Source organism: Streptomyces sp. XD-27, assembly GCF_030553055.1.
Classification (GTDB): Bacteria; Actinomycetota; Actinomycetes; order Streptomycetales; family Streptomycetaceae; genus Streptomyces.
On the sequence record NZ_CP130713.1, the window covers coordinates 6,959,637 to 6,972,490 of the forward strand.

12 protein-coding genes and 1 pseudogene are annotated in these 12,854 nt (G+C 70.3%); 8 read left to right on the forward strand and 5 right to left on the reverse strand.

What is annotated here, in order from left to right; genetic code table 11:
• Positions 1–220: 220 nt before the first annotated feature.
• Positions 221–1,569, forward strand: a pseudogene (locus Q3Y56_RS30480) (TerD family protein).
• A gap of 27 nt (positions 1,570–1,596) precedes the next feature.
• Here Q3Y56_RS30480 and Q3Y56_RS30485 read toward each other — a convergent pair.
• Entirely contained in the window at positions 1,597–2,784 is a 1,188-nt protein-coding gene (locus Q3Y56_RS30485) for a glycosyltransferase (RefSeq protein WP_304464979.1), read from the reverse strand.
• Between the two features lie 219 nt (positions 2,785–3,003).
• Between Q3Y56_RS30485 and Q3Y56_RS30490 the strand changes: the two genes are divergently transcribed.
• Together Q3Y56_RS30490 and Q3Y56_RS30495 are read left to right on the forward strand one after the other, a co-directional pair.
• On the forward strand, positions 3,004–3,816 hold the full coding sequence (locus tag Q3Y56_RS30490; protein ID WP_304465871.1) for a glutamate racemase: 813 nt from the start codon (positions 3,004–3,006) through the stop codon (positions 3,814–3,816).
• Between the two features lie 14 nt (positions 3,817–3,830).
• On the forward strand, positions 3,831–4,394 hold the full coding sequence (locus Q3Y56_RS30495) for a hypothetical protein (protein ID WP_304464980.1): 564 nt from the start codon (positions 3,831–3,833) through the stop codon (positions 4,392–4,394).
• Between the two features lie 26 nt (positions 4,395–4,420).
• Here the strand turns inward: Q3Y56_RS30495 and Q3Y56_RS30500 are convergent, their stop codons facing one another.
• Positions 4,421–5,401: an O-antigen ligase gene (locus Q3Y56_RS30500; protein WP_304464981.1), complete on the reverse strand. Its 981-nt coding sequence runs from the start codon at positions 5,399–5,401 to the stop codon at positions 4,421–4,423.
• A gap of 240 nt (positions 5,402–5,641) precedes the next feature.
• On the opposite strand from Q3Y56_RS30500, the gene Q3Y56_RS30505 reads away from it, so the two are divergent.
• Positions 5,642–6,121, forward strand: coding sequence for an NUDIX domain-containing protein (locus Q3Y56_RS30505; protein WP_304464982.1), 480 nt, complete (start codon positions 5,642–5,644; stop codon positions 6,119–6,121).
• Between the two features lie 75 nt (positions 6,122–6,196).
• On the opposite strand, the gene Q3Y56_RS30510 is transcribed toward Q3Y56_RS30505, so the two are convergent.
• Positions 6,197–7,348, reverse strand: a complete 1,152-nt coding sequence (locus Q3Y56_RS30510) for a tyrosine-type recombinase/integrase (protein WP_304465872.1) — start codon at positions 7,346–7,348, stop codon at positions 6,197–6,199.
• Between Q3Y56_RS30510 and Q3Y56_RS30515 the strand changes: the two genes are divergently transcribed.
• Positions 7,313–8,068 carry a transposase family protein gene (locus tag Q3Y56_RS30515; protein ID WP_304464983.1) on the forward strand — a complete coding sequence of 252 codons (756 nt, stop codon included), beginning with the start codon at positions 7,313–7,315 and terminating at the stop codon, positions 8,066–8,068. The genes Q3Y56_RS30510 and Q3Y56_RS30515 overlap by 36 nt on opposite strands.
• 211 nt (positions 8,069–8,279) lie before the next feature.
• Here the strand turns inward: Q3Y56_RS30515 and Q3Y56_RS30520 are convergent, their stop codons facing one another.
• Positions 8,280–8,528 (reverse strand): ArsR/SmtB family transcription factor, encoded by a 249-nt coding sequence (locus Q3Y56_RS30520; protein WP_369696871.1) that lies wholly within the window; start codon positions 8,526–8,528, stop codon positions 8,280–8,282.
• 291 nt (positions 8,529–8,819) lie between these two features.
• On the opposite strand from Q3Y56_RS30520, the gene Q3Y56_RS30525 reads away from it, so the two are divergent.
• The 3 genes from Q3Y56_RS30525 (at position 8,820) to Q3Y56_RS30535 (ending at position 10,211) form a co-directional block, all read left to right on the forward strand.
• The gene (locus Q3Y56_RS30525) at positions 8,820–9,062 is read left to right on the forward strand and encodes an NmrA family NAD(P)-binding protein (RefSeq protein WP_304464984.1); all 243 of its coding nucleotides are present in this window, start codon (positions 8,820–8,822) and stop codon (positions 9,060–9,062) included.
• Positions 9,062–9,772 carry an NmrA family NAD(P)-binding protein gene (locus Q3Y56_RS30530; protein ID WP_304464985.1) on the forward strand — a complete coding sequence of 237 codons (711 nt, stop codon included), beginning with the start codon at positions 9,062–9,064 and terminating at the stop codon, positions 9,770–9,772. Before Q3Y56_RS30525 ends, Q3Y56_RS30530 begins: the two co-directional genes overlap by 1 nt.
• A gap of 106 nt (positions 9,773–9,878) precedes the next feature.
• Positions 9,879–10,211, forward strand: a complete 333-nt coding sequence (locus Q3Y56_RS30535) for a transposase family protein (protein WP_304464986.1) — start codon at positions 9,879–9,881, stop codon at positions 10,209–10,211.
• 152 nt (positions 10,212–10,363) lie between these two features.
• On the opposite strand, the gene Q3Y56_RS30540 is transcribed toward Q3Y56_RS30535, so the two are convergent.
• Positions 10,364–12,841: an NACHT domain-containing protein gene (locus Q3Y56_RS30540; RefSeq protein ID WP_304464987.1), complete on the reverse strand. Its 2,478-nt coding sequence runs from the start codon at positions 12,839–12,841 to the stop codon at positions 10,364–10,366.
• Positions 12,842–12,854 lie beyond the last annotated feature (13 nt).

Genomic DNA, 12,854 nt, shown 5'->3' on the forward strand with positions numbered 1-12,854 from the left:
CATAAGTTAAGCCCACGATGTGCTGGTTGTGGAGTCGGATAAGCGGGTTGTTTCGTGGGTTCCCTGCGCCCGGCGATCCCCAATCACAGCGAACCTGGGAAAATCGGTCGTCAGGGTACGTTGAGATCGTGTAAAGAGCGCGCTCCCGGTGGGTTACCGTCGGTTGGAATCCGGGCACGGACCCGCCGGACACACGACGGATGAGAGGCAGGGGGAAGGAATGGCGATGCGCAAGGGCGCCAATGTTCAGGTGCCGGCGTCGGCGGTGCGGGTCGAGATCGGCTGGCGAGGCGGGCCGGGGGTGCCGGACGTGGACGCCTCGGCGCTGCTGCTGGCCTCGGGCAAGGTCCGCTCCGACGCGGACTTCGTCTTCTACAACCAGGCGACGCACCCCTCCGGCGCCGTCCGGCACGAGGGCAAGCGCACGGCGGGCGGCGAGGTGACCGACACGCTCTTCGCCGACCTGGACCGGGTGGAGCCCGCCATCGAGACCGTGGTCCTCGCGGCCTCGGCCGACGGCGGCGCCTTCGGCCAGGTGCCCGGCCTGCACGTACGGGTGCTGGACGCGGCCGCAGGCACCGAGCTCGCGCGCTTCGACAGCGAGGACGCCACGGTCGAGACGGCCTTCGTCCTCGGCGAGCTGTACCGCCGGCAGGGGACGTGGAAGTTCCGCGCCGTCGGCCAGGGCTACGGCACCGGACTCGCGGGCCTCGCGACCGACTTCGGCATCACGGTCGACGAGCCGCAGCAGCCTCCGCACGTCGCCGCCCAGCCGCCCGCGCCCGCGCCGCCCGCGCGGCCCGCCGCCCCGGCCCCCGCCGCACCCGCGCCGCCGCCGACCGGCTACGCCGCGCCGCTGCCGCCCCCGCCCGCCGCCGCCCCGCAGGTTCCCGCCGGGGCCCCCGCCGCGCCGCCCGCCGCGTCCGCTCCCGTACGGCTGACCAAGGTCACCCTGACGAAGGAGTCCCCGACCGTCTCGCTCACCAAGCAGGGCGGCACCTCGGGCGCCATGCGGGTCAATCTCAACTGGCAGGTGCACAAGCAGTTCCAGGGCTGGGGGAGCAAGCTCGGCAAGGCGCTGGCCCTGCACGGCGACCTCGACCTCGACCTGGGCGCGTTCTTCGAGCTGGCCGACGGCAGCAAGGGCGTGGTGCAGGCTCTGGGCAACTCCTTCGGCTCGCTGCACCAGCCGCCGTTCATCCACCTGGACGCCGACGACCGCACCGGCGCCCGCGCCGACGGCGAGAACCTCACCATCAACCTCGACCATCGGCACGTCTTCCGCCGCATCCTGGTCTTCGTCACCATCTACGAGGGCGCCCGCAGCTTCGCCAACCTGAACGCCACGGTCACCCTCACGCCGCAGGCCGGCGCCCCGATCGACTTCTCGCTGGACGAGTGCACCGTGCCGTCCAACGTCTGCGCGCTCGCCCTCATCACCAACAACGGGGCGACCTCGTCGTCCAGCGCGAGGCGCGCTACCTGGTGCCGCAGCGCGGCGTCAGCCCGCAGCGCACGCTCGACCACGCCTACGGCTGGGGCATGAACTGGACACCCGGCCGCAAATAAGTCACATGGGTGCGGACTGAGCTCGTGTCAGGCGTCGGATCGCGGCGCGGCCTTGGGAGCGGGGTACGTACGCCCCTTCCAGGCCGCGCCGCGCCCCGCGCAGTGCCGCACCGCCGAATCCACCGTCATCAGCAGATACAGGACGGCCGTCAGCGGCAGCAGGGGAGCCAGCCAGAGGGTCTGCCGGTAGTAGCGCAGCATCGGCACATACGTACCGGCCATCACCGCCCAGGCCGCGCCGCCCACCGCCAGCAGCGCCCCGTCCCCCGTCAGCGCCCCGGCGCACGCGGCGACCGGCGGCACGAGATAGACCACGGCCAGCCCCGCGACCGTCGCCACCAGCAGCAGCGGATTGTGCCGCAGCTGGGCATAGGCGCTGCGCGACACCATCCGCCACAGCCCGCCCAGCCGCGGATACGGCCGCACGCTGTCGACCCGGTCGGCCAGCCCCAGCCAGATGCCCCGGTTCGGCTTCGTCCGCTTCACCGCGCGCGCCAGCGCCACGTCGTCGATGACCGCCTGCCGGATCGCATCCGGGATCCGGGCGCGCTCGGCCGCCTCCCGGCGCAGCAGGACGCAGCCGCCCGCCGCGGCCGCCGTCCGCGCCCCGGCCCGGTTCACCCACCGGAAGGGGTAGAGCTGGGCGAAGAAGTACACGAAGGCGGGAACGATCAGCCGCTCCCAGAACGTCACCACCCGCAGCCGCGCCATCTGCGACACCAGGTCCGGGCCGTCCGGATGCGCCGCGCGCACCAGCTCCCGCAGACTGTCCGGCTCGTGCGCGATGTCCGCGTCCGTCAGCAGCAGATACGCGGCGTCGGTACGGGTCCGCGCCAGCGCGATGCCGTGCCGCACGGCCCACAGCTTCCCCGTCCAGCCCGGCTCGGGGTCGCCGGGGGAGGCCACCGTCAGCGGCAGCCCCCCGTACTTGTCGGCGAGCGCCCGCGCCAGCTCACCGGTGCCGTCGGTACTGCCGTCGTCCACGAGGAAGACCTCGGCGCGGCCCGGATAGTCCTGCGTGAGCACCGACGGCAGGCTGCGGGGCAGCACCTCGGCCTCGTCCCGCGCCGGCACCACCACCGCCACCGCGGGCCACTCGTCCGGATCGGCCCGGCGCGGCAGCCGGACGTCCGTACGCCAGAAGAATCCCTGTCCCAGCAGCAGCCAGCCCCACGCGAGCAGGGCCCCGACGGCGATCCACAGCAGCGAGCTCACCCGCCGCAGTCTGCCGGACCGGCCACCTCACCGCCGCCGGGCGCGCACCGGCGATCGACTAAAGTGTCCGGGGCCCGTGCCATGGCCCAGGAGACCCCTGGCGCACCGGTCCGGACGGACGCCGACGGCATCCGGGCACGGACCGGGACGACAGACCGGAACGACAGCGACCACGACAGCTGCGACGGCAGCCACAGCGAACAGGGCAGGCGGAACTCGGTGAAGATCGCGCTCATGGACTCCGGACTCGGGCTGCTCGCGGCCGCCGCCGCCGTGCGCCGGATGCGCCCCGACGCCGACCTCGTGCTCTCCTCCGACCCCGACGGCATGCCGTGGGGACCGCGCACCCCCGAGGACGCCACCAGCCGCGTCACCGCCCGCGCGCTCGCCTGCGCCCGCGCCGCCGCCGCGCACGCCCCGGACGCGCTGATCGTCGCCTGCAACACCGCCTCCGTACACGCCCTGCCCGCGCTCCGGGCCGAGCTGGAGCCCGCGCTCCCGGTGATCGGGACCGTCCCCGCGATCAAGCCCGCCGCGGCGGCCGGCGGCCCCATCGCCATCTGGGCCACCCCCGCCACCACGGGCAGCCCGTACCAGCACGGGCTGATCCGCGACTTCGCGGATGGCGTACGGGTCACCGAGGTGGCCTGCCCGGGGCTGGCCGACGCGGTGCAGTGGGCGGACGACGACGCGATCGACGCGGCGGTGGCCGCCGCCGCGGCCCGCACCCCGCGCGACGTGCGGGCCGTCGTCCTCGGCTGCACCCACTACGAACTCGTCGTCGACCGCATCCGCGCCGCCGTGCAGCCCGCCGGGGCGCCCCCGATCGCCTTCTACGGGTCCGCCGAGGCCGTGGCCGCCCAGGCGCTGCGCCGCATCGGGGCGGCCCCGGCTCCCGCCGCGGCCCCGACCGGCACGCTCACCGTGCTGCTGAGCGGCCGGGACGCCGCGCTGCCCCCGGAGGCGCTGAGCTACCTGGAGGGCAGCGGCCTCACCGGTGGAACGGCTCCCCGCCTCGCCGCTGGAACGTAGGTACGCTGCCTGGTATGAGGGACCACCGCGAGGAGCTGTTCCGGGGTGGGGGCCAGCTGCCGCCGCCCGTGTGGACCGGCCGCGCGACCAACCGCGCGCAGTGGCTCTTCGCCATCCTGGGCGCCGCCTGCGTGGCCCTCGGCATCGATCTGGCCGTCGACACCTCCTGGGCGGTCTCCGGGCTCGGACCGCTGCTGATGTCGGTGATCGGCTGCGTCGCCGCCGGACTGCTGGTCCTCTTCGGCACCCTCGCCTTCGTCCACGTGGCGGTACGGATCGACAGCGACGCGATGGAGGTGCGCTGCGGCTACGCCGGCCTGCCGCGCCGCCGCATCCCGCTCAAGTCCGTGGTGAGCGCCGAGTTCGCGCCGCGCGTCACGCCTCGCCAGTGGGGCGGCTGGGGCATCCGCTGGCGGCCCGAGAAGGGCACCGCCGTCGTCGTACGCCAGGGCGAGGGAGTGGTGCTGCGGCTCGGCGACGGGCGTCTGTTCACGGTCACGGTGGACGACGCGGAGGCGGCGGTGCGCGTCGTCCGCGCCCACCTGAGGCTCCTGGCCCGCCGCACGTCGCAGGCGTAGCCCTCTCGACCCGGCGGGACCGTCATCTAGGGCAGGTCCTCGGCTCGCACATGGGCCGTGGCCAGCCCCGCCAGCAGCCCCGCCCCCGCCGTGACCTGCGGAAAGCTCAGCGCGTTGCCCAGCGTCGCCGCCACCGCCAGCGCGGTGAGCGCCGCCCCGGCGGTCAGGACGACCTGGGTGGAGCGTGGCGAGAGCCACAGCGCGTACAGCAGCCAGCCGAAGGCGGCGGCCAGCAGGACCATCCCGGGGACGCCCTGTTCGGCCGCCTGCTGGAGCGGGGCCGAGTGCGGCTTGCCGTCCGGCTCCGCGGACTCCCGCGCCACCGGGCTCAGTTCGCTGTACAGGTCCGGGCCCGCCCCGCGCACCGGGTGGTCCTCGGCGATACGGGCGGCGTCCTGCCAGAGCCGGATCCGGTGCTCGGTGAGCTGCCCCTGCACGGCGCCGCCGAGCCCGGACGGCAGGGCGTTCTGCGCCACCGCCCAGCAGCCGCCGACCGCCACCGCCGCGACCAGGGCGAGCCCGGCCAGACCGAGCAGCCGGTGCCGCATCCGGCCCGCCGCCAGCGAGCACAGCAGCACGCCGGCCGCCGCCGCGCAGGCCGGTACCGAGCCGATCGCGAGAGCCGCGCCCGCGACACCGGCGGCCAGCAGCCCAAGGCCCAGCCGCAGCACGGGCCGCCGGGTCGCCCACGCCGCGCAGCACGCGGCCCCCGCGGCGAGGATCAGCTGTGCGGCGTCCGCCCCCGACCGACCCGCCGGACCGCCGTCCACGCCGGTGATCCAGGTGGTCGAGGTGAGCGCGAGCCCCGCCAGCGCGGTGGCGGCCGTCGCGGCGACGGGCAGGAGCGCCCCGGCCATGCGCCCGCACGCGTACCCGGCGGCCACGGCCAGCACGGCCAGCAGCACGCCCTCGGGACGGGCGGCCCGGCCCGCGGCGCTCACCAGCGCCCAGATGGCGCAGCCGCCGAGGATGAGGACGCCGGCGGTGTCGGACGCGCCGCCGCGCATCCGTAGGGCAGGGTGAACGGCCGATGACGCCATCCCGTCGAATCCCCCGAGTCGTGACGGGCACCGCGCTATGGACCGTGGGGCCGGACTCCCCCAGAGGGGACCCCCAGCGCAGGCAAAGGACTGCCGGACACCGTAGCGGCTGCGGCCCTGTCTGTGGAGGAGTTGCGCGGAAACGGGGTCTCTGATGTGCGAATCGGTCGTCGCGAGCGGATCGTCCCCGCCAGCTACCCTCGCCCTATGCCTACCCCTGACTTCATTCGCGAGCTTCGTGCCGATATCGGCCACCGGCTGCTGCCGCTGCCCGGCGTGAGCGCCATCGTCCTCGACGACGAGGACCGGGTACTGCTCGGCCGCCGGTCCGACACGGGCCTGTGGGCCATCATCGGCGGCATCCCGGAGCCGGGGGAGCAGCCCGCCGCGGCCATCGTGCGCGAGGTGTACGAGGAGACCGCCATCCGGTGCGTGCCGGAGCGCGTCATCCTCGTCCAGGCCCTCGAACCGATCGTCTATCCCAACGGCGACGTCTGCCAGTTCATGGACATCTGCTTCCTCTGCCGGGCGGTGGGCGGCGAGGCGCGCGTCAACGACGACGAGTCGCTGGAGGTGGGCTGGTTCGAGGTGGACGCGCTGCCCGACATGGAGGACTTCGCCATCAGTCGAATCAAGCAGGCCAGAGAGGGTGGGCCTACGTGGTTCGAGGGTATCGGCGGGGAGTGAGCGAGAGCCATCCGAGTTGAGTTGGATGGATGCGCCGCGGAGGCGTCGACCTGGCCGGCGCGGGACCGAAACGGCCTAACTCAGCACCAACTCAGCACGGGACGCGGCGGGTGCTGGCGCTGACGGGGGCATGTGCGGCGCGTAGCTGGTCTGGATGATCTGGCGGCAACGCTCGCGGCCGTCCTGAGTGAGGTGGCCGTACAGGGCCGCAGTCAGGTTGACCGAGTAGTGCCCCAGCCAGCGGGCAACCTCGTGCAGAGACGCGCCATTGGTCAGCGTCTCGGTCGCCCACTTCTTACGGAGATCGTGAGGGTTGTACTCCGGCAGGCCGAGCCGCCGAATTGCCCGGTCCCATGACTTGCGAACGAGACCGGTGTGCGTCATTTTCCCATTGGCGTTGAGGATGGGAAGCCGTTCCTGGAGCGGATCGAGAATCGCCGCGGCGGGGATGTCGCGCCACTCGCCTTCCTTGCGATGCTTCAGCGGCGCATACATGGCGGCGTACTTTCCCGCTTCGTTCTTCACGCGGACAACCTGTCGACGCAGGCGCAGATTGCCGTCGAAGAAGTCTTCTGGGAAGACAACGAGAGACTCACCGATCCGCAGGCCACAACAGGCCATCAGCCATATTGCAGGTTCCAAGCGCGGGCCGATTTCGCGAGCGATAGCGGATATCTCATCGGTGCTGGGCAGAGTCTTCTCGTCGACCGGAATGACGGGGTTGTCGAGCTTCTCGGCTTCGCTGACGGGACTGTTTGCGATCCTCTTGTGCCGCACCGCGTGCGAGAACATCCCTGACAGGGCAACGCGGCGGGACTCGATGGTGTTGAGCGATGCTCCATCCTGACGCCAGCGGGCGTACAGGCCCTCCACGTCGGCAGCCGTCACCTGGGCTATGGACTTGTTGCCCAGGTGCGGCACGACGTGGAGGCGCATGATCCGTTCGTAGGACTCAAGGGTCCCGGCCGAGGCAACCTTGAGCGCCACCCAGTCCGTCGCGTACTGGCGCACCGAAACCCTGCCAGCGGTCGGGTCGATATAGATGTTCTCGCGCTTGTCGTTCTCGACCTTGGTTGCGAAGTCGACAGCGTCCTTCTTGCGGTCGAACGACTTCTCACGCTGCCTCGCGGTACGCCCGCCCTGTCGCGGCCGCGGAAGCGGGCGGTGGGCGCCGGCGCGAAGCACCGGCTGGTGTTCGTCGACCGGCTTCTGGCCACCCTCGTCCATCTCCGCCACGGAACCACCCACGATGTGCTGGCCTGCTGGTTCGGTGTGGAACGCTCGACCATCACCCGGGCCATCGGCGAGGTGCGGCCCCTGCTCGCCGAGCGCGGGTGCACCATCAGCCCCGGCGTACGACTGCGGACCCTCGCCGAGGTGGTCGACCATCTCGGCGCCAGCGGGAAGACCGGGATGGTCGACGGCACCGAGATCCGGGTCCGACGCCCCGCCGTCGGCCGCAAGGGCCGGGATGCGTTCATCTCCGGCAAGAGCAAGCAGAACGCCGTCAAGGCCATGGTGGTCACGGACGAAGACGGCCGCGTGCTGTTCTGCAGCCCGACCAGGCCCGGAAGCTGCGCGGACATCACCCACGCCCGCCAGTTAGGGCTGGTCAAGCTCTTGGCCGATGGACCCGCGGTGGAGATCCTCTCCGACGCCGGCTACCAGGGTCTGGGCGCGCAGACCGGCGGACGTGCGGTGACACCACCACACCGCAAGTTCAAGAAGAACGCCCCGGACTGGTACGAGGAGATGTACGAGCGCCAGCGCAAAGCGCATTCCTCGCGACGCATCCGGGTCGAGCACGGCATCGCACACCCGAAGAACTGGCGAGCCCTGGCCCGCCACCACGGCCATCGCGAGCACATGAGCGACACCGTCCAAGCCATCGCCAGCCTGCTGTCCCACCAGCAGACCACGGACCTGGCATCGACTCAGCAGACGTGAACATCGAGCCCTAGCGAAGTCCTCGACGCCTCACCTCCAACCATGCACGAGCTCGTTAGCGTTGAACGGCGCGGGAAGCGAGGCTTCGAGGATCGCGGAAGCAGGGATTGGTTCCTCCCTCAGTCAGGCCCGCGATGTCGCGAGCGTGCCGCGCGGAGTCTGGTGTGCCGTACGCCGTTGGTCGCCTCGTAGCGGGCTTTCGTGATCGTCGCTATGTGCCGCGGAGCATCTCTGCGAGTCGCGACAGCGTGCCCTCGTTGCGTTTGTAGTGGATCCACTTGCCGACCCGCGTGGCCTGTACCAGGCCTGCCCGCTCGAGGGTTGCCATGTACGAGGAGACTGTCGATTGCGCCAGCCCCGACTTGGCTTGCAGATGGCTGACGCAGACCCCGACCTCGTCCCGGTCGGCTATCGGCTCCCACTGAGCGAACTCGCCGTGAGGGTCCCGCAGCCAGTCCATGATTTGCAGCCGTGCAGGGTTCGCCAGCGCCTTCAATGCCTCGACCGCAGCCAGAGGGGGCTCGTTCTCCGCGTCGCCCCCTGGGCTCGTCGCCTGTGCCGTCGCCACGGTCGCCTCCTCACCTCTCACGCACCACCGTATCTCGATGTGACGAACTGAGTTCGCTCCCAGCAGACACATTTACATATCGCGATGTGTCGATATGATGGAGTGCGTTCACGCCCCCTCCGGTGTCCGCCGCGCAACTGCCGACCGCCGCGAACACCGGGGATACACAAGAGGAAGTACACGATGTCTGAGACCAGCAAGCCGTTGATCGTCGTCGCGGGTGCCACTAGCAAGCAGGGAAGGAGCGTCGTCACCTCCTTGCTTGAGAGCGGCAGGTTCCGGGTGCGAGCCCTGACCCGGGACGCCGACTCTGCCCAGGCCCGGAGCCTGGCGGGGCTGGGAGCGGAGATCGCCGAGGTTCCCCTCGCGCTGGGTCACCAGCGTGAGTTCGTCGACGCGTTCGGATCGGCCGAGGGGCCTTCCTGATGACCCCGCCCATCGCGCCTCCCTCCACCGAGGAGTTCCCTCTCGGGCGCCAACTTGCCGATGCAGCGGTCGAGGCCGGAGTGAGCCACGTCGTCTTCAGTGCGCTCGAGAACGTCAACGAGCGGTCCTCGGGCACCAAGTACGCCCCGCACTTCACCGACAAGGCGCTCATCGCGGAGCACATTCGGACTCTGCCGATCGCGCACACCTTCATCATGCTCTCGTTCTTCTACACCAACGCGCTGGAGTACTACACCCCGCGCATCGATGGTGACACGGTGCTCATGCCTTTCTACCTCCCCGAAGGCTTCCGTGCCCCCTTCGTGGACCCACTCACCGCGACCGGGCCGGCCGTCCTCGAGGTGTTCTCCAACCCCGACACCTACCGCGGCGCCTGCCTGCCGGTCGTGGGGGACGTCATCTCCCCAGCCGAGATGGTCGAGGCGTTCTCCCGTGTCACCGGACTCAAAGCCGAGTACCGCAGCGCCTACTCTCGCGAAGGCCTGCTGACCTACTTCCCCGCGTTGGGGGAGAACCCTCTGGTGGTCGACGAGATCCTCGGCATGGCCCAGTACGCAGTCGACCTCGGATACTTCCGAGACGACCGCGACACGACGTGGAGCCGGCGCATCGATCCCAACACGCTGAGCTGGGAACAGTTCCTCCGCAAGACCGGCTGGCATGGCCAGCCGGTCACCTATGGTCACTAGACCCATCGCCGACGAGATCAGATACGCGCCATTCGGGAATGCCTCGACGTTGTCCGAGTCTGTGGCGCGTGCCGGTCCGCGCTGCCATCGCGCCAACACCTACTGCGTGAACTGCGACCTGCTCGTCGGTCTCGACGATCTCCACGTGATTGGCGTCGACCGGGGTGACGGCGACCGATTGACTGTTCGGGTCGAGTCGGCGCAGGCGGTGATGGGCTGCCGGACCTGCGGCGTGATCGCTCACTCCCACGGTCGACGCGAGGTGGTCCTGATCGACGCGCCTTGCTTCGACCGGGCCGTGAAGATCGTGTGGCGCAAGCGAACCTGGCGCTGTGTCGAATCGGCCTGCCCGGTCGGCACGTTCACCGAGCGGAACCCCACGGTGGCCGCGCCGCGGGCGCTGCTCACCGTACGGGCGTGCTGGTGGGCGATCCGATAGATGCGGCGTGAGCACGCCTCCGTGCGCGGGATCGCCCGCCAGCTCGGCACGACATGGAACAACCGGCCCGCCGCGGTGGTGACGTCCGATGCGTGCGACGGAATCCAGCCTTTCCACGCACGCGCCTGCGAATGGCGGCGTTGGGGCGTGACTCAGCTGCGGAGCCAGGAACCCGGGGGCGGGCCATCGGGTGCGCGGATCCCGCCTCGGGCGCAGTCAACCGCGTAGGTCGCCCAGTCGCGTGTCTGCTCACTCAGGGAACGGTCACTGGTCATGTGCCGGAGGGCCGCCAGGGTATCCGGACCGCACGTGAGGTGGCGCGAGCCATCGAGCATCCCCACAAGGAGATCAGCCACGGGGGCAGGGGCAATACGAACCGTGTCGATCACGCGCACCAGCTGATCGAGCCCCACGGACGACCGCCGGACTCGCGAGACCCAGTAACTGAGGGTCTCGGTAAGTGCTCCGTGGTGTGCCGGTGTACTGGGAACGCCTTCGAAGATCAGACGGGCCGCGAGCTCGCGCGCTTGGTCGTCGCCGGCGAGTAGCCAGTCCAGCAGGTCATCGCTGTTCGAGAGCAGCGCGCGGTGTAGCACAACTTCGTGGTCTTGAGGGCGGCCACTGGTCAGCGCGCTGCGGAGCGTGTGCCACCATCTGGGATCATCGGCGTCGAACCGGGCCGGCAGGCGCCGCGCGGCGCCTGCCGCGGCCAGGTGTTCAGCGAAGCTGCGGTGTAGAAAGGTGAGGTTGGTGCCGTCGTGGGTCACCAGCCCTGTTGAGGTAAGCACCGCGGCAACGACGTCAGGCCAGTCGGTGGGCTGCGGATATGGCTGGGAGTTGGCCGTACGCAGCCATTCCAGCGCGGTGGGCAGGATCTCCGTGCCGCGTAGCCAGGCTGCCGCACAGTGCTCAAGCAAGTCGATTCGTCCAGTGACCAGCCGCTCCATGATGCGGTCGGATTCAGCCCAACCTGCCAGCCGAGCCCGCAAGTTGGTGGTCAACTGTTCCGCGCGCGATTCGTAGAGGTGCGACACGAATCGTTGATAGAGCGCAAAGGCGGTCTGTGGCAGCGGTTGCCCGGAGCGTTCCTCGAAGACGATGGCCGCGACGGTGGCCAGCAGAGGAACGGATACGACCTCCTCCAGCCGGGCGGTGCTGATCTGGGTGAGGAAGTCACCAGCGAGGGCGGGCCGGTTCCGAAACCACCTCTCGACGAAGTCTCGGCGCTGGCCCCGCTCGAACGGCTCGATTTCGCATCGGCCGAGATCACGCCTGGCCTGCCACCGAGCACTCTCACGTGACGGCAGCTGCCGTGTCGTGATCAGTAGCCGGTGCTTGGTCTCGATGTCCATGAACCGCTGTAGCCGATCCGAGAGGTCTGCGCGCGCGGTGGCATTTTCAACTTCGTCCAGGCCGTCGATGATGAGCAGCCATGCCAGCGTCCCGGTCGGACGCACGCACAGGTCCTCTCCGATGTCGATGCCGAGGCGGGCTGAGACGGCAGTACGGGCTGCAGCGGATATCGCAGCGCTGAGCTCACCCTCGGGGCGGCCTGCCAGGTCCCGAGCTGACACCCGGATCGGGATCAGTTGTGTCGCCTCACCTTGACGCAGGCCAGGGACGCGCACCAGCTCGGCAGACATCTGCAGGGTGAGGGTCGACTTCCCCGTTCCAGGGGAGCCGACGACCAGCACGTGACGGAAGCGAGCGAGGAAGTCCTCGACGGTGCGGGGCGGCCGCTCATCCTCAGCCTGCGCGGCCTCTTGCACAGAATGGGACCGGTCTTGGGGCTCGGCGCCGGCAGCGAGCTGCTGGCGTACGTAGACCTGGGTGAGATCGTCCCGATGGAGCCCCACAGACCGGTATGGAAAGGACACGGCTGCCTGCTGCTGCGCCTTCAGGAGCGGCCAGACGTGCGGATCGAGGCTGCTCCGAGGATCGTGCTTGCCCAGGAGACGCTCGCGCAGAACATCGCCGCGGATGCCATAACTCTGCCGGAATGGCACGGCCGTGGTCATGTTGCTGTACGCGACTCGGTCGTGCGCGCTGACCATGAGCCCGACCACCGCCGCTCGCCTACGGTCCCACAGCGGCCCCCCGCTGTAGCCCGGTTGGACAGCGAACCCAGTCGGCGGAGATTCGAGGACGAGCCACTCGCCCGCCGCCCCATTGACTCGCAGCCGCACCACTGTGCGCGGGTCTCCGTTGCCGCGCCAGGCCCACAACGTGTCGCCCAGTTCCGGAACTGCTAGAGGTACCGGCTGCAGCTCGGCTGGCAGCGGCATCATTGGCTCAAGTTCAGCAATGTCTGCTGCCCAGCGGCCGTCGTGTCCGCGTACGGGTGGTGTATTCGGGTCGGTCAGTCCGCTGGCCGGCCACCACCGTCTTACCCGGGCCTTGATCCGAACCTCGGGGACAGCCGGGAACTCCAGGGTGACCTCGGCCTGGCCAGGAGAGTCCACGGTGAACTCGCTGCGGCCGAGAGCAAGATTGACGACATGCGCGCACGTCAGGAGTGTTGGATGTTTCGGGTCCCCGTAGTGCCCGTAGATTCCGCCGCCGATGACGTGCCCATCGTCCGCGCGGACGGTGACGAACGCGTTCCACAGCGGCTCGTCTGCCTCCATCATGATCTGCCCGTCA